This window comes from Paraburkholderia sp. J69-1, assembly GCF_905220255.1.
Classification (GTDB): Bacteria; Pseudomonadota; Gammaproteobacteria; order Burkholderiales; family Burkholderiaceae; genus Paraburkholderia.
The window spans coordinates 551,450-566,372 of record NZ_CAJMZG010000001.1; the positions used below are offsets into that span (position 1 = coordinate 551,450).

Below are 14,923 nucleotides of genomic sequence, written 5' to 3' on the forward strand. Positions count from 1 at the left end.
GGTGAGTCGCGCTCGTCAGACCAAGGTGCGGGGCGCGCCGAGCGATCGCGTTCCCGACGGGGTTTCGAACTGCGCGGCAAGCGCAGGACTTAAAGCATCTTCAACCGTAATCAGATGGTTCGCGCCGAGCCAGGCCAGTTGCTCGCGCACGAGCGGCGCTTGCGGATGAAAGGCGATGAGCTTGTGCAGCGCGATGCCGGTATCGGCGAGCGTTTGCGACGGATGGCGCGGCGTGTCCCACTGGATCAGCGAGGGCAGGATGCCGTCGCCGGCGCCTCGCCAGTTCGGGAACGCGCCGTCGAGCGGCACGCTGAGCTGCCAGCTGAGATTGCCGCGCGTCATCGGCACGAGGTCGGGGATGCGCTGCGGAAACTGGGCGCGCCAGCGTTCGAGATTCCTGGGCGGCTCGACGCGCACGACCCAGTGCGACAGATAAGGACCTTTTTCGAGGCGCGCCTGGACTTCGGCATCGTCGAGGGCGAACAGGCGGGCGCGGCTGGGCGATGCCGTTGTACCCGCGCCGCGCGCGCCGGGATCGATCGCAATGACTTCCAGATACGTGCCGCCCCACAGGCCGAGCAGCCGGTTGTGCGTGCGCATCAGCGGATGCGCGCCGCCGCCTGCGGGCGATGCGCCGAGCGTATCGGCGACATATTGCACGCCTTCTTCCAGCGTTCGGGCGGAGACGACAAGGTGATCGAGGCGCAGCGGCGTAGCAGTCATGTGGGGCGGGATGGGTGGTTCGGACCGGAAAGCATACCGGTACGCATGCAATCAAATGTACCGGTATGGTGGCGGACAGTAACGGTACAATCGGCCCGATAGTGTTCGGTACAGTTGGAGCCGCCATGTCGTCCGTCCCGCTCGACCAGATTCCCGCCCCGCATGACGCGGCCACCCTCACGCTCGTCGACCAGCTCGTGCAGTGGGGCCGCCGCCGCATCGAGGAACGGGTGTTTCGCCCCGGCATGCGTATGCCGTCCATCCGCAAGCTCGCGCTCGACAAGGGCGTGTCGCGTTTTACCGTGGTCGAAGCCTACGAGCGCCTCGTTGCCCAGGGTTATCTGGATTCGCGGCGCGGTTCGGGTTTTTACGTGCGCGAACGGCTGGCCGCGGCCGCCGTCATGCCGATGGAGCGGCGTCTCGCGCCCGCCGCAAATGGCGAGGCCGCGCCCGAAGTGCAACAGCCGCCCGCGCCGCCCACCATCGACGTGGTCTGGCTGCTGCGCAACATGCTCCATCAATCGACGCATCCAGAAAAAGGGCCGGGTCTGGGCTATCTGCCCGCGCGCTGGCTCGACGGCGAACTGCTGGCGGGCGCGATGCGCTCGCTGGGACGGCAAAGCGGCACGCAACTGCTGGGCTTCGGTTCGCCGCAAGGCTTTTTGCCGCTGCGCCAGCAGTTGCAAACGCGCATGGCCGAAATGGAAATTGGCGCGACGCCGGACCAGATCGTGCTGGTCTCGGGCATCACCCAGGCGATCGACCTGCTTGCGCGCATCTACGTGCAGCCCGGCGACACGGTGATCGTCGGCGATCCGGCGTGGTTCCAGATGTTCGGGCGCTTCGCCTCGCAGGGCGCGCGGCTGGTGGGCATGCCGTACACGCCCGATGGCCCGGACCTCGACGCGCTCGAAGCGCTGGTCGAGACCTGGCGGCCGAAGATGCTCGTCATCAATTCGGTGCTGCAGAATCCCACCGGTACGTCGCTGACGGCTGCGCAGGCGTTTCGCATCCTGCGTCTGGCTGAGCAATACGATTTCATCGTCGTCGAGGACGATATTTACGGCGATCTGTGTCCCTCGGGCTATCCGGCCACGCGCCTGGCGAGCCTCGACCAGTTGCGCCGCGTGATCTACCTCGGCAGTTTTTCGAAGACGCTCGCGCCCAATCTGCGCGTGGGCTATATCGCCAGCGCGCCCGACGTGGCGCAGGCGGTCGCCGACCAGAAAATGCTGGTCGGCATGACGAGTCCCGAAATCAACGAGCGCGTGCTGTTTCGCGTGCTCACCGAAGGCCACTACCGGCGTCACGTCGAGCGCCTGCGCGCGCGGCTGGACGGCGTGCGCGACAAGGCCGCGCGCATGCTGGAGCGGGCCGGCTGCAAGCTCTTTATCGCGCCGGGCGCGGGCATGTTCCTGTGGGCCGATACGGGCGTGGACGCCGATGCGCTCACGGCCGCCGGCCACGAAGCGGGCTTTCTGCTCACGCCGGGCAGCCTGTTTTCGCCGCACCAGTCGCCCACGACATGGATGCGCTTTAACATCGCGAACTGCGGCGATCCGGCGCTGCCGGGCTTTCTCGCCGGCTATCTGGATGGCGTGGCCCGGCGCGGCTGAATCCACGCCGGTTTGCCTGCGCTACGCCAGATAGCGCCCGATCCCCTTGAAACGACCGAGCCCGCCTCCATATGGGCGGGCAACGCGTCGTGCATGGGCCGCAGTCACAAGCAGTGACAAGCAGCCCGCGCGCGGCACACCATTCGCCCGATCTGACTAATCAGCACTGCAACGACAACGAAAGAGGACAACCGACCATGGCACAAGAAACCATGAGCTTCCAGGCGGAAGTGAAACAGCTTCTGCACCTGATGATCCATTCGCTGTACAGCAACAAGGAAATTTTCCTGCGCGAACTCGTTTCGAACGCCTCCGACGCGGCCGACAAGCTGCGCTTCGAAGCGCTCGAAAACAGCGCGCTTTACGAAAACGATCCGAACCTGCGCATTCGCGTGGGCTTCGACAAGGCGGCGCGTACCGTCACGATCGAGGACAACGGCATCGGCATGAGCCACGACGAAGCCGTGGCGAACCTCGGCACGATCGCGCGCTCGGGCACCAAGGAATTCTTCGGCAAGCTCTCGGGCGACCAGCAGAAGGATGCGGCGCTGATCGGCCAGTTCGGCGTGGGCTTCTACTCGGGCTTTATCGTCGCGGACAAGATCACCGTCGAAACGCGCCGCGCCGGTGTGCCGGCCAATGAAGGCGTGCGCTGGGAAAGCGCGGGCGAGGGCGAATTCGCGGTCGAGGCGATCGAGCGCGCGCAACGCGGCACCACGATCACGCTGCATCTGCGCGAAGGCGAAGACGAACTGCTCTCGTCGTTCAAGCTCAAGTCGATCATCCAGAAGTATTCGGATCACGTCGGTCTGCCGATCGAAATGAAGGCCGAAGAGTGGGACGCCGAAAAGAGCGAGATGGTCACGAAGGACGAATTCGAGACCATCAACCAGGCGAGCGCACTGTGGACGCGTTCGAAGAGCGAGATCAGCGACGAGCAGTATCAGCAGTTCTATCAGCATCTCGCGCACGATCACCAGAACCCGCTGGCGTGGACGCATAACCGCGTCGAAGGCCGCAGCGAATACACGCAACTGCTCTACGTGCCGGCGCACGCGCCGTTCGACATGTGGAACCGCGATCACAAGAGCGGCCTGAAGCTCTACGTGAAGCGCGTCTTCATCATGGACGAAGCCGAGCAACTGCTGCCGAACTACCTGCGCTTCGTGAAGGGCGTGGTCGATTCGGCCGATCTGCCGCTCAACGTCTCGCGCGAAATCCTGCAGGAAAGCCGCGACGTGAAGGCGATCCGCGATGGCGTGACCAAGCGCTCGCTGTCGATGCTGGAAGAGATGGCGTCGGCGCAAACCGATGCTGAAGCTTCGGCCGAAGACAAGGCGAAGTTCGCGACCTTCTGGGGCGAGTTCGGCCAGGTGCTCAAGGAAGGCATGGGCGAAGATCACGCCAACAAGGATCGCATCGCGAAGCTGCTGCGCTTTGCCTCGACGCAGAACGATACGGCGGAGCAGAACGTGTCGCTGGCCGACTACGTCGCGCGCATGAAGCCCGAGCAGTCGAAGATCTACTACGTGACCGCCGATACGTGGCAGGCCGCCACCCACAGCCCGCACCTCGAAGTGTTCCGCAAGAAGGGCGTGGAAGTGCTGCTGCTGACCGATCGCGTCGACGAATGGATGCTGTCGTTCCTCAACGAATTCGACGGCAAGCCGCTCGCGAGCGTGGCGCGTGGCGATCTCGATCTGGGCGCGCTCAACGACGAAGAAAAGCAGCAGCAGGAGCAGGTGAGCGAAGCGCTCAAGCCGCTCGTCGAGCAGATGAAGGAAGCGCTGCAGGGCAAGGCCAAGGATGTGCGTCTGACGTTCCGCCTGACCGATTCGCCGTCGTGCCTCGTGGCCGACGAGAACGACATGAGTGGTTATCTGCAGCGCATGTTGAAGGCGGCGGGGCAGCAGGCGCCCGACATGCAGCCGATTCTCGAAGTGAACCCGGAGCATCCGCTGGTGAAGGCGCTGAGCGCAGATAACGCGAACTTCGGCGACTGGTGCCATCTGCTGTTCGATCAGGCGCTGCTCGCGGAAGGCGGCGCGCTGGAAGATCCGGCGAGCTTTGTGAAGCGTACGAATGCGTTGTTGCTGGCGAAAGCGGGTTGATGTGACGCAGGAATGCTGCGCGACGCGCTCGCGCGCGCAGCATTTTTCGGATCTCTCTGGTTCTTCACGAGGGATCTGAAAGCTGAGGATGGAAGTACACGCGGGGTGTTGCGACGGTTGTGTCGCGCATGAGCCGCGTGCTGAATCCATGGACCGCGCAATGCGCCTCAGCGAACTCAAACACCCTATCAAAAGCTTGCCGTTCCGAGCCTTGCTCGACGGTGGCACCGGGTCATACCAGATCGGTATCCGTCCGATGATCACGGCCGATGTCCAATACTGGAATCGTCACGTCCAGCCCTTGATCAGGGCGCAGTACGACGAATGGCCGGCTTCTGTTCCCCTCGATTGCCTGCGTCCTGCTGACGTCGATGTCGGCGCCATTCGCGCGGATGTACACTGGGACTGGGAACGCATTTTCCTGCTCGCCAAGTGTCACAACTTTTTACGGCCGCTGGCAGACGTGCGTGAACGGGCTCACGCGTGGTGCCTCGAACTGGCTGGTGCTGACGGCGGCGTCCCTGTCGGTCTGCTGACTGCGGTTCCTGCGTATGCTTCGCCAGTTTTGGGCGATCGTTCGAAATGGGGGTTTGTCTGGTACCTGGCCGATGCGCCGACCGAGTTCTATGTCACGATGCGCCTTGAACCGGTTGCGGGCGTAGCGCGGGCGCTCATCGACACCGCAATCCAGATGCGACTCGATCTTGCCGCTGACGCTTCGGTTTTCCTGCACGCAGACCCCAAAGGGGGACGCAAGCTGATCGAGTTTTACAGCAGGCGATGCGGTATGAGTCGTGTCGACACCCCGAAGCGATACGTATCGCCCTTCAGGCGCGTTGTTCCGGGCGAGTATTTTTATCTGGACGACGAGGCAGGGCGTCGATTCTGCGCTGCTCACGATGCAAGGCGGGCGGCCTGGGAGAGCTAAATGGCTGGCAACGCAAGCGAGAACGAAGGCGGCCCGCAGGACTTTTCTACATCGCAGTTTTCTGCGGATGAGATGCGCGCGCTATTCGCGTGGCTGGGCGTCGATTTCGCTACTGCTGACGAGGACAAGCGTCGGCTCGCTGTGGCGCGTCTTGCAGAGGTGCTGCGCGACGAAGCGCAGACAGACGCGCTCATGGCGGAGTTGCAGGCGGTCGGGCAGCAAACGGGCGCGGACATCCAGCGACGTGAAGCGTTCGAGCCATTGCAAAAGCGGCATCCCGTTCGTTCAACGGACCGGGAACTGCTCGACGATCCCGCTTCGGTGGGCAAGGTATTGGACGCTGTGGTGGACACCGGGGCGCGCCGGACCCGGATTCACGAGGCGAGCGACGCTGGGCTCCTGGGGTACGGGGTTCGGGGCGGCGGCGTGGTGCATGCGCCTTTGTCCGGTACCACGATCGAAGAGGGCGAGAGCGCGGTGTTCTCGCGCTCGGGCGTGCCAGATGTTCCCCCCGCTCCAGAAGCCTTGCTTCAATGGACTAAATTTGCCTTCGAGGTGGATCATGTCCTCAAGGCACATGAGACGCTCTGGGGGCGTCTCGTGGCTTTTTTCCATCGCTCGAACATGATCAGCCGTTGGGAGCAAACCAACCCCGCGTGGCTCGACCTTCATCTGCAGGAGGGACACCGTCGCTGGCTGTTTCAGATTCACTTCGGCGGCAACGACGACTGTCTGCTGCTGATCGTTTCCGGGCATGCGGGTGTACCGCTTCGCGTTCCGGCCAGAGATCCTCACGAATTCTCGAAGCTGTTGATTGACGCGTTCGATGGCGATATCAATCCCGCGCGTCTCGCCTTGACGTCTGTCCAGCAAGCGATCGAAGCGTCTACCACGGCTTCCCTGCATTAAACATGGTCGATTGCGCGGCGTGCCCTGGCCAGGCCCGCAATCAAGGCCTGAGAACGCTCCCGGCGCGCTGCTCAAGCAAGGTAATGAGTTCGGGCTGCATGAAGGTGTACTTGTCAGGAATATCGAGGCACACGATCTTTTTCCCTTTCAGCGCATCGCCGAATTGCCTGGAAAGCCTCGACTTGTGCGAGCGCTCCATCACAAGAATGACTTCGGCCCAACGGATGTGCTCGCTGGAAACCTGTTCCTCGGCATCCGGGGCCGTGCCGGCGGAGGCGGTTTCGATGCCTGGCCAACTGGCAAACACCTGTTCTGCGGTGGGACTTCTCAGGCGATTCCTGCTACAGATGAAGAGTGCGCGCATGGGCGTTCGCTAAAGATCCGGTGGTGTACGAGGGCTTGAACCCGCGACGCGTCATTTTATCGCCGGGGTGATGCGGACCGGCTTCGCAGCGCCACCCGGATCGAAGCGAATCGCAATGCGCACCGCCTATAATCCCCGCCATGCCCATCCGATTCGATGCCGCCGACGCGCACTGGCGCGCCGCGCCCCTCGCGGCCTTTAGCGCCGATCAGAAAGACTGGCTCACGCGCGGCGGTTCGCTGACCGCTCATCTGCGTGCGCTGGGTGCTGTCGAAGTACGCGTGACGCGCGAAGCCGTCGCCATGCCCTGGTCCGACGAATGCGCCGCGCTCGGCCTCGCGCCGCGCGAGCGGGCGTGGGTGCGCGAGATCGTGCTGGCCGTCGATGGCGTGCCTTACGTCGCGGCACACAGCGCGACGCCGCTCGTGGCGAGTCACGGCGTCTGGCAGGCGATGCGCCGTTTGCGTACGCGTCCCCTGGCTGAACTGCTTTACACCGATAGCGGCGTGGCGCGCTCGGCGCTGGTGAGCCGGCGCGTGAGCGCGCGGCATCCGCTGCATGCGCTGGCGGCGCGCGAGACCGAGGCCGCTTTTGTACCGCATGTATTTGTCGCGCGCCGTTCCGTGTTCGAGCGCCACGGCGAGCCGCTGCTCGTGACCGAGTGCATGTTGCCCGCGTTGTGGGCGCATCTCGCGCGACTCGGCGCACAGCCGTCCACGCCTGCACATTCGGTGCGCGAACGTGGCCCACTTGGGCATACGGCTTCGCGGGCGCATCCGTCGTCGCATACTGGCGCACGTTGAGCGGCGAGGGCGAGCATGAGTTTCAAGCGTTGTTTTCCGCCGGTTGTCGATGCACGGACGCGCGTGCTGATACTCGGCAGTTTGCCGGGCGAGGCGTCGCTCGCGCATCAACAGTATTACGCGCACAAGCAGAATAAATTCTGGCATCTGGTGGGCGAGGTGATCGGCGTCGATCTGCCTGCGCTCGACTATCAAACACGCCTGCAAACGCTGCTCGAACATCGCGTCGGTCTGTGGGACGTGGTGGCGCAGGCGCGTCGCGAAGGCAGTCTCGATGCCGATATTCGCGATCACGCGGGCAACGATCTCATCACCTTGATCGGGCGCTTGCCGTCGCTCGAAGCGATCGCGTTCAATGGCGGCACGGCCGCGCGCATTGGCGAACGCATTCTGGGCGCGCATGCCAAACGTTTTCGCGTGCTGAATCTGCCGTCCAGTAGTCCTGCCTATGCGTCGATGAATTTCGCAACGAAGCTCGTGGCGTGGCGCGCGCTCGCCGATGTCGTGGGCGCATCGAAGCACGGTAACGTGTAAACGCGTAAGTGCGGAAGCGCCCTGCAAACTCGCCGCGCAACTGGTGTGATGTGAAGAAGGCATGCAAGCGCGCACAACACGCCTTGAAAAGCGCGTTTTTGCCGTATAAAACTGGCCTGATGCGCGACGAATGCTATGCTCTCGTTCGCCCGCGCAGATGCGTTCGAGATGTGTTCGAAAACGCATGTGATCTCGCGGCTGAAACCACACCGCGAAACACGGTAAATCGCAGCGCAATACGCGCATCTGCACCTGCTCCTCACAAGCAAGACATCTTTACATGACGACTCTCATCAAGCGCGCTTCGGCCGAGGCGCGCGCATTCAGCAAGACGCCCGCCACGACCACCGACGAGGCCGCCGCGCCCGAACAGATCGTGACGCAAGCTGAAACGCCGGCGCCGGTTGCAGACGTGACCGCAGCACCGCAAGCGATCGCAGCGGCAACGCCGGAAACGAAGGCCGCAGCAAAGCCGGCGGCAAAGCGCGCAGCGAAGGCCGCAACGAAGCCTGCAGCCAAGCCGGCCGCAAAGCGCGCAGTCAAGGCAGCCGCAAAGCCGGCAGTGAAGGCCGAAGCGAAGCCGGAAGAAAAGGTCGAAGCAAAGATCGAAGCGAAGGTTGAAGCAAAGCCGGCAGCAAAGGCTGCTACGAAGGCAGCGGCAAAGCCCGCAGCCAAGCCCGCGCCGAAGGCAGCAGCAAAGCCCGCAGCAAAGCCGGCAACGAAGGCCGCAGCAAAGCCGGCAGCGAAGGCAGCAAAGCCCGCACCGAAGGCAGCCGCCAGCCAGGCCGAAAAGCCCGCAGCCGTCGAACAGGCCGCAGCCGTCACGCCCGCACGCGCGAAGCGTGTGAACGCCAAGGCAGCCAAGGCTGCGCAGGCCGAAGCCGCACCGAAGGTCCAGAAAATGACGAAGCGTCCGCGCCGTGCCGCCGAAGACGATCTCGACAACGCACCGGTCATCGAAGCGCCGCGCAAGCCGCGTTTCGCGCCGGTCACGTTCTCGGAAGAGAGCGGCGTGCGTTACCTGCACTTCGGTACCGAGTGGGTGCAAGGCGCGATGCGTCTGTCGAAGCCGCAACACATCGAACTCGAATACGCACAGCAGATGATGTCCTGGCTGCTGTTCCTCGCCACGCCCGCGCGCATCGTGCAACTGGGTCTGGGCGCGGCTGCGCTGACCAAGTTCGCGCATCGCTACCTGCGTCCGGCGAAGGTCGAGGCCGTCGAACTGAACCCGGCGGTCGTGGTCGCGGCACGCACGATGTTCGCACTGCCGCACGACGACGCACGTCTGACCGTGCGCGAACTGGACGCATGGGATTTCGTGCAGGACCGTTCGAACCACGGCACGATCGGCGCTCTGCAGATCGACATCTATGATGCGACCGCTCGCGGTCCGGTGCTCGACAGCGTTGCGTTCTACCGCGCCGTGCGCGCGTGTCTCACGGACGCGGGCGTCGCGACGATCAACCTGTTCGGCGATCACCCGAGCTACGTGCGCAACATGAAGCGCCTGAAGGAAGCCTTCGACGGCCGCGTGATCGCGCTGCCGGAAGTGCACGACGGCAACCGCGTCGCGCTGGCCTTCTCGGGTCCGGCGCTCGACGTGAGCTGGACGGCGCTCGACAAGCGCGCGCGTCTGCTCGAAAGCAAGCTCGGTCTGCCCGCGAACCAGTGGGTCAAGGCACTGCGCGCTGCATGCAAGGAAATCGGCAAGGAAGGCACGACGTTCGCGATCTAAGTTTGAGATCTGGATTCGCGATCTGACGCTTTTTGCCGAAGCGACACGAACGGCCCCGCATCACGCGGGGCCGTTTTTTTTCGTCGATCGAAAAGCGGTGCTTTCGGATAGCTGACAGTTTCGAATCCGAAATGTTGTTAAAGGTTGGGGTCCGCCCCGGGTTGACCCGTCGCGATGGCATCGGTACGCTTTTCAGCGCTTTCGGGGACCTTGCGAGGCACGAGCTCGCGGGCCTGCAACGGCCAGAATGAGGCCGCATAACAACATAAGTCGCGAGGAGGAGACGTCATGGCTCACGACGCCGACGCCGCAAAGGCCAGCAAGCACTGGCTCTGGCTGTTGCTCTTGCCCTGGATCGCCATGATCTGGGTGCCGTCGTACAACAAGGTCGAACCCACTCTGTGGGACTTTCCGTTTTTCTACTGGTACCAGCTCCTCTGGGTGCTGATCAGTGCCGTCATCACCGCCGTCGTCTATTTCAGGACCAAGGATCGCTCGAAGAGCGGCCGGGCGGGAGGCGCGCAATGAATGTGACCGCAACCTTCGTCTTTATCCTGTTCTTCGTCGGCGTGACGATTGTCGGCTTTCTGGCCGCGCACTGGCGCAAGGGCGATCTCGCGCATCTGGAAGAGTGGGGCCTCGGCGGGCGTCGCTTCGGCACCATCGTCACCTGGTTCCTGCTGGGCGGCGACCTGTACACCGCGTACACCTTCGTGGCGGTGCCGGCGCTGGTGTTCGGCGCGGGCGCAACGGGTTTCTTCGCGCTGCCCTACACGATCCTGATCTATCCGTTCGCCTTCGTGGTGTTCCCCAAGCTCTGGGCCATCGCCAAGCGTCACCAGTACGTCACGTCCGCCGACTTCGTGAGCGCGCGCTACGGCAGCCGCATGCTGGCGCTGGCGATTGCCGTGACCGGCATCGTCGCGACCATGCCGTATATCGCGTTGCAACTGGTGGGGATCGAAGTGGTGATCGGCGCGCTGGGCTTCGATACGACCGGTTTTGTCGGCGATCTGCCGCTCATCATCGCGTTTGCGATTCTCGCGGCCTATACGTACACCTCGGGTCTGCGCGCTCCGGCCATGATCGCGGTGGTGAAGGACGTGCTGATCTACATCACGATTGCGGTGGCGATCATCGTGATTCCGGCGCAGATGGGCGGTTTCGGCCATATCTTCGCTTCCGTGCCGCCGGCCAAGCTGCTGCTCAAGGCGCCGGATGCGTCGAGCCTGAACGGCTATAGCGCCTACGCCACGCTGGCGGTGGGTTCGGCGCTCGCGCTGTTCCTCTATCCGCACTCGATCACGGCGGTGCTGTCGTCGTCGTCGGGCAATACGATTCGCCGCAATATGGCGATGCTGCCTGCGTACTCGCTGGTGCTCGGTTTGCTCGCGCTGCTCGGCTATATGGCGCTGGCGTCGGGCGTGAAGGACATGCCGGAATTCGCGCCGTACTTCAAGGCCTTCGGTCCGAACTTCGCGGTGCCGGCGCTGTTCCTGCACTTCTTCCCGTCGTGGTTCGTGGGCGTGGCGTTTGCGGCCATCGGCATCGGCGCGCTGGTGCCGGCGGCGATCATGTCGATCGCGGCCGCCAACCTCTACACGCGCAACATCCACAAGGAGTTCATCAACCGCAACATGAATCACGAGCAGGAAACCAATATCGCCAAGCTGGTTTCGCTGATCGTGAAAGTGGGCGCGGTGGCGTTCATTCTTGGTCTGCCGCTGACGTACGCGATCCAGCTGCAACTGCTGGGCGGGATCTGGATCATCCAGACGCTGCCTGCGATCGTGCTCGGTCTCTATACGCGCATGCTCGACTGGCGCGGTCTGCTGATCGGCTGGGCGGTGGGCATCGCCACGGGCACGTGGATGGCGATTTCGCTGCACCTGAAGGGCTCGATCTTCGTCGTGCATCTGTTCGGCATGGATGTGCCGGGTTATGCGGCGGTGTGGTCGCTGATCGTCAACCTGGTGGTGTCGGTGGTGGTCTCGGCGCTGGTGCATCTGTCCGGCATGCAAAAGGGCGTCGACCGGACGCGTCCCGAAGACTATCTGGACGTGGTCGAAAGCTGATCCTGCTCGCCACATGGCGCAACACGAAAGCCCGCAACGTCATGGTTGCGGGCTTTTGTTCTTCTGGTGCACGATGGTCGGCGTCACCGCAACGCTAGTCGCGCCATGGCCCTGATCGAACCTGATAGCGAACCCGAAATCGATACCAAAACACCACCCGCACGCCATCCCGTGCGCCGCCGCTCGCGCGCGGCGCGGGTGTGGCGCGCGATCAGCTCGCCGTTCTATCGCTACCGCAACGCAGGCGTGATTCACGCGGTACGCGTGGGTTTCGCGATGCTCGTGTCGATCCTCGCGACCACCGGCATCGACATTCCGCACGGCATCTGGTCGTCGGTGACGCTGCTGGTGGTGATCGGCGGGCTGCAGCATCACGGCAATATCCGCAAGAAGGCCACCGAGCGGGCGCTCGGCACGCTGCTCGGCGCATTGATCGGCCTGACGCTGATCGTCGTGCAGGCGGTCACGGGATCGACGTGGCTCACGTATTCGCTGATGTCGATCGTCGCGGCCGTGTGCAGCTATTACGCGATCGGCAAGCCCGGTTATGTGGCGCTGCTGACCGCGATTACGATGTGCATCGTCGCGGGCCACGGCGACAACCATATCGATACCGGCCTGTGGCGCACGCTCAACGTGATGATCGGCATCGTGATCGCGCTGGCGTTTTCGTTCGCGCTGCCGCTGCACGCCACTTACTCGTGGCGCTACCGGCTCGCCGACAATCTGCGCGAATGCGCGCGCGTCTACGCGCAGGTGGTGAGCGGCGTGCATGTCGATACCGACGAACAGGTCGCGCAATTCCGCCGCCTCAACACGCGGCTCGTGCAGTTGCGCGCGCTGATGCCTTCGGTGGCGAAGGAAATCGACGTGCCGGTGGCGCGGCTCGAACAGGTGCAGCGCCTGCATCGCTCGTTGCTGAGTTCGCTGGAGATGATGTCGACGGGGCTTGGCCACTACGAGCAGCGTCTCGTGCGCGTGGCTTTCGCACAGCGCAGCGCGTGTGTGCGCGAGGCCTTGCTGACGACGGCGCGCGCGCTTCGCTTTGGCGGCGCGCGGCATCCTGAGGCGGCGGCGCGGGCGTTGCGCTCGAGCCCGCTAGACCGGCCGATGGAAGCGGACGAAGCCGCGAACCAGGCCACCGAGCCGCTCGCACCGGAAATGCAGGGGCCTTACTGGCTCGAACAGCGTTTCGAGGAGCAGGTGGGGCAACTGCGTGCCTTGCTCCTCGAAATCGAACCGAGATGGAACATCGAGCGCGCGCATCTGCACCGCATGGTGTGAAGCGCGCGTCATGATCAATGCGCTAACCTGAATCTCAGGGCGCCGGGTTTTCCAGCGGCGGCGCAGTGACCATCCAGGGCACGCCGAATCGATCGGTCAGCATGCCGAAGCCGGGCGACCAGAACGTTTTCTGGAACGGCATGCCGATCTGCGCGCCTTTCGACAGCGCGTCGAAATAGCGCTGCGCCGTGGCGGCGTCGGGCGCGGTGAGCGAGACGCTGAAGCCGGTGAAGGTGTCGTGATTCGTCATGCAACCGCCATCGGACATCATCAACTGCGCGTCGCCGACCTGGATCGTCGCGTGCATGATCTTGTCGGCCAGTTCGGGCGGCAGCGGGCGCTGCGGATCGGGCGGGCCGTCCTTGAAACGCATCTTGAACAGCTCCGTGGCGCCGAGCGCCTCGCGATAGAACGCGATCGCTTCCTCGCAGGTGCCGTTGTAAAAGAGGTAGGGCTGGATTTGCATCGTCATCTTCCTTGCGGACTGGACGGTTGGCCGGTCCCTTGCGCAGCGTCCTGGTTGCAGTGCGCGTCGTGCGGCGCTGTGGGGGGCGGCGCATGACAGGGGGAACGGGGATTGTGTTGCCTCGCGCGGCGCTATCAAGCTGGCCGCTGCCCTGATTCTAGGCGCGCGCGTGCCCGCTTCGGGCAGCCATCTCGCCAGGGTTTGCGAGAGCGCAGAGTGGAATGGAGGTTGCAGGGTTTTCGCGGGCGCAAAAACGCAAAAAAAGGCCGCACATGCGTGATGTGCGGCCCTTGCGGAGACTTCGGCGCGCGGTGAGCGGCTGCTTAAAACCGCGCTTGCATGCCGAATACGCGCCTGCTTACTTCGCGCGCAGTTCTTCGACCATCTTGTCGAGCTTGACCGCATCGGCGGCGAACGCGCGAATGCCTTCGGCGAGCTTTTCGGTGGCCATCGCGTCTTCGTTGAGCAGGAAGCGGAACGAGGCTTCGTCCACGGCCACGCGCGCGATGTTCTCGTTCGCGAACGCTTCGGGCGAAAGCTTGCGGTCGATCTTCTCGTTGCTGTCATGCAGCTTCTGCAGCAGATCCGGGCTGATCGTCAGCAGGTCGCAACCGGCGAGTTCGACGATCTGGCTGGTGTTGCGGAAGCTGGCGCCCATCACTTCGGTCTTGTAGCCGAACTTCTTGTAGTACGCGTAGATCTTGCGCACCGACTGCACGCCCGGATCGTTGGCGCCGCCGTCCTTCGCGTCGTCCCAGTCCGCGCCCTTGGCCTTCTTGAACCAGTCGTAGATGCGGCCGACGAACGGCGAAATCAGTTGCGCGCCGGCTTCGGCGCACGCTGCGGCCTGTGCGAGCGAGAACAGCAGCGTCATGTTGCAGCGGATGCCTTCCTTCTGCAGCACTTCGGCGGCGCGGATGCCTTCCCACGTCGAGGCGAGCTTGATCAGCACGCGCTCTTTCTCGATGCCGGCCTTCTTGTAGAGGTCGATGAGGTGATGAGCCTTGTCGATCGACTTTTGCGTGTCGAACGACAGACGCGCGTCGACTTCGGTCGAGACGCGGCCCGGAATGATCTTGAGGATTTCGGTGCCGAAAGCGATCAGCAGATGGTCGATGATCGCTTCGACCGACTCGCTCGCGTGATCGCGCACGGTTTTTTCGAGCAGCGGACGGTATTCCGCCTTCTGCACGGCCTTGAGGATCAGCGACGGGTTGGTGGTCGCGTCCTGCGGCTTGTACTGGACGAACTGCTGGAAGTCGCCCGTATCGGCGACGACGGTGGTGTACTGCTTGAGCTGATCGAGTGCGGTAGTCATGTCTGGCCTTGTGGGCGCATGCGCGCCGGCGTCGGTGAAAGTTGAACGGCCTGT

At 63.7% G+C, this 14,923-nt stretch carries 14 protein-coding genes; 10 read left to right on the forward strand and 4 right to left on the reverse strand.

Annotated features, from left to right (window positions below):
* Window positions 1–15: 15 nt before the first annotated feature.
* Window positions 16–723: a VOC family protein gene (locus tag U5A67_RS02505; protein WP_321814377.1), complete on the reverse strand. Its 708-nt coding sequence runs from the start codon at window positions 721–723 to the stop codon at window positions 16–18.
* A 125-nt stretch (window positions 724–848) separates the two neighbouring features.
* Here U5A67_RS02505 and U5A67_RS02510 point away from each other — a divergent pair, with 125 nt between their 5' ends.
* The 4 genes from U5A67_RS02510 to U5A67_RS02525 all read left to right on the forward strand — a co-directional run bounded on the left by U5A67_RS02510 (window position 849) and on the right by U5A67_RS02525 (window position 6,287).
* Complete coding sequence (locus tag U5A67_RS02510) at window positions 849–2,339, forward strand: PLP-dependent aminotransferase family protein (protein ID WP_321814378.1); 1,491 nt, start codon at window positions 849–851, stop codon at window positions 2,337–2,339.
* A gap of 197 nt (window positions 2,340–2,536) precedes the next feature.
* A complete protein-coding gene (gene htpG, locus U5A67_RS02515) occupies window positions 2,537–4,450 on the forward strand; it encodes a molecular chaperone HtpG (RefSeq protein WP_321814379.1) in 1,914 nt (637 codons plus the stop codon).
* Window positions 4,451–4,610: 160 nt separating this feature from the next.
* Window positions 4,611–5,378, forward strand: coding sequence for a hypothetical protein (locus U5A67_RS02520; RefSeq protein WP_321814380.1), 768 nt, complete (start codon window positions 4,611–4,613; stop codon window positions 5,376–5,378).
* Window positions 5,379–6,287 carry a hypothetical protein gene (locus U5A67_RS02525; protein WP_321814381.1) on the forward strand — a complete coding sequence of 303 codons (909 nt, stop codon included), beginning with the start codon at window positions 5,379–5,381 and terminating at the stop codon, window positions 6,285–6,287.
* A gap of 40 nt (window positions 6,288–6,327) precedes the next feature.
* Here U5A67_RS02525 and U5A67_RS02530 read toward each other — a convergent pair whose 3' ends face one another.
* Window positions 6,328–6,651, reverse strand: coding sequence for a low molecular weight protein tyrosine phosphatase family protein (locus U5A67_RS02530; protein ID WP_321814382.1), 324 nt, complete (start codon window positions 6,649–6,651; stop codon window positions 6,328–6,330).
* A 140-nt stretch (window positions 6,652–6,791) separates the two neighbouring features.
* Here U5A67_RS02530 and U5A67_RS02535 point away from each other — a divergent pair, with 140 nt between their 5' ends.
* From U5A67_RS02535 to U5A67_RS02560, 6 genes are all read left to right on the forward strand, one after another.
* Window positions 6,792–7,454 carry a chorismate--pyruvate lyase family protein gene (locus U5A67_RS02535; protein ID WP_321814383.1) on the forward strand — a complete coding sequence of 221 codons (663 nt, stop codon included), beginning with the start codon at window positions 6,792–6,794 and terminating at the stop codon, window positions 7,452–7,454.
* Window positions 7,455–7,469: 15 nt separating this feature from the next.
* Window positions 7,470–7,988, forward strand: coding sequence for a DNA-deoxyinosine glycosylase (locus tag U5A67_RS02540; protein ID WP_321814384.1), 519 nt, complete (start codon window positions 7,470–7,472; stop codon window positions 7,986–7,988).
* 844 nt (window positions 7,989–8,832) lie between these two features.
* Window positions 8,833–9,726 (forward strand): spermidine synthase, encoded by an 894-nt coding sequence (locus U5A67_RS02545; protein WP_205981472.1) that lies wholly within the window; start codon window positions 8,833–8,835, stop codon window positions 9,724–9,726.
* A gap of 288 nt (window positions 9,727–10,014) precedes the next feature.
* Window positions 10,015–10,254, forward strand: a complete 240-nt coding sequence (locus U5A67_RS02550) for a DUF3311 domain-containing protein (RefSeq protein WP_205981096.1) — start codon at window positions 10,015–10,017, stop codon at window positions 10,252–10,254.
* The gene (gene mctP, locus U5A67_RS02555; RefSeq protein WP_205981095.1) at window positions 10,251–11,801 is read left to right on the forward strand and encodes a monocarboxylate uptake permease MctP; all 1,551 of its coding nucleotides are present in this window, start codon (window positions 10,251–10,253) and stop codon (window positions 11,799–11,801) included. Before U5A67_RS02550 ends, mctP begins: the two co-directional genes overlap by 4 nt.
* A 105-nt stretch (window positions 11,802–11,906) precedes the next feature.
* Window positions 11,907–13,085 (forward strand): FUSC family protein, encoded by a 1,179-nt coding sequence (locus tag U5A67_RS02560; RefSeq protein WP_321814385.1) that lies wholly within the window; start codon window positions 11,907–11,909, stop codon window positions 13,083–13,085.
* Between the two features lie 34 nt (window positions 13,086–13,119).
* On the opposite strand, the gene U5A67_RS02565 is transcribed toward U5A67_RS02560, so the two are convergent.
* Both U5A67_RS02565 and tal read right to left on the reverse strand, forming a co-directional pair.
* The gene (locus U5A67_RS02565) at window positions 13,120–13,551 is read right to left on the reverse strand and encodes a VOC family protein (protein WP_205981093.1); all 432 of its coding nucleotides are present in this window, start codon (window positions 13,549–13,551) and stop codon (window positions 13,120–13,122) included.
* A gap of 358 nt (window positions 13,552–13,909) precedes the next feature.
* On the reverse strand, window positions 13,910–14,869 hold the full coding sequence (gene tal, locus U5A67_RS02570; RefSeq protein WP_205981092.1) for a transaldolase: 960 nt from the start codon (window positions 14,867–14,869) through the stop codon (window positions 13,910–13,912).
* Between the last annotated feature and the right edge of the window lie 54 nt (window positions 14,870–14,923).

Excerpts from the sequence above, each read along its gene's own strand:
- U5A67_RS02505 (WP_321814377.1), bottom strand. The coding sequence starts at position 723 with ATGACTGCTACGCCGCTGCGCCTCGATCACCTTGTCGTCTCCGCCCGA.
- U5A67_RS02510 (WP_321814378.1), top strand. The coding sequence starts at position 849 with ATGTCGTCCGTCCCGCTCGACCAGATTCCCGCCCCGCATGACGCGGCC.
- htpG (WP_321814379.1), top strand. The coding sequence starts at position 2,537 with ATGGCACAAGAAACCATGAGCTTCCAGGCGGAAGTGAAACAGCTTCTG.
- U5A67_RS02520 (WP_321814380.1), top strand. The coding sequence starts at position 4,611 with ATGCGCCTCAGCGAACTCAAACACCCTATCAAAAGCTTGCCGTTCCGA.
- U5A67_RS02525 (WP_321814381.1), top strand. The coding sequence starts at position 5,379 with ATGGCTGGCAACGCAAGCGAGAACGAAGGCGGCCCGCAGGACTTTTCT.
- U5A67_RS02530 (WP_321814382.1), bottom strand. The coding sequence starts at position 6,651 with ATGCGCGCACTCTTCATCTGTAGCAGGAATCGCCTGAGAAGTCCCACC.
- U5A67_RS02535 (WP_321814383.1), top strand. The coding sequence starts at position 6,792 with ATGCCCATCCGATTCGATGCCGCCGACGCGCACTGGCGCGCCGCGCCC.
- U5A67_RS02540 (WP_321814384.1), top strand. The coding sequence starts at position 7,470 with ATGAGTTTCAAGCGTTGTTTTCCGCCGGTTGTCGATGCACGGACGCGC.
- U5A67_RS02550 (WP_205981096.1), top strand. The coding sequence starts at position 10,015 with ATGGCTCACGACGCCGACGCCGCAAAGGCCAGCAAGCACTGGCTCTGG.
- mctP (WP_205981095.1), top strand. The coding sequence starts at position 10,251 with ATGAATGTGACCGCAACCTTCGTCTTTATCCTGTTCTTCGTCGGCGTG.
- U5A67_RS02560 (WP_321814385.1), top strand. The coding sequence starts at position 11,907 with ATGGCCCTGATCGAACCTGATAGCGAACCCGAAATCGATACCAAAACA.
- U5A67_RS02565 (WP_205981093.1), bottom strand. The coding sequence starts at position 13,551 with ATGCAAATCCAGCCCTACCTCTTTTACAACGGCACCTGCGAGGAAGCG.
- tal (WP_205981092.1), bottom strand. The coding sequence starts at position 14,869 with ATGACTACCGCACTCGATCAGCTCAAGCAGTACACCACCGTCGTCGCC.